The following is a 281-nucleotide window of genomic DNA, read 5'->3' as shown; positions in this document are numbered from 1 at the left end:
TTCTGGCATGCGCTGCGCGAGGTCTTTGGGGCCACAAAAGAACAGCGCTGCTGGTTCCACAAAACCGGCAATGTACTGAACGCGATGCCGAAGTCGGTTCAGGCCAAAGCCAAGGGCCACCTGCACGATATCTGGCAGGCGGAGACGCGCGTGAATGCCGAGGCCGCTTTTGACTTCTTCATCACAACCTACGGCGTGAAATACGACAAGGCTGTCGGGAAACTGACCAAAGACCGCGACGTGTTGCTGGCCTTCTATGACTTCCCTGCCGAACACTGGAA

The 281-nt window shown here is 56.9% G+C and carries 1 protein-coding gene; it reads left to right on the top strand.

The window, feature by feature from the left end:
• A partial coding sequence (locus ACFWW2_RS07995; protein WP_393927438.1) for a transposase occupies positions 1 to 281 on the top strand: 281 nt, incomplete at both ends.

The sequence above is a fragment of the Yoonia sp. R2-816 genome, assembly GCF_046762905.1.
Taxonomy (GTDB): Bacteria; Pseudomonadota; Alphaproteobacteria; order Rhodobacterales; family Rhodobacteraceae; genus Yoonia.
Note: the sequence above shows the minus strand (reverse complement) of the source record. Positions and strands in the feature narration are given on the sequence as shown.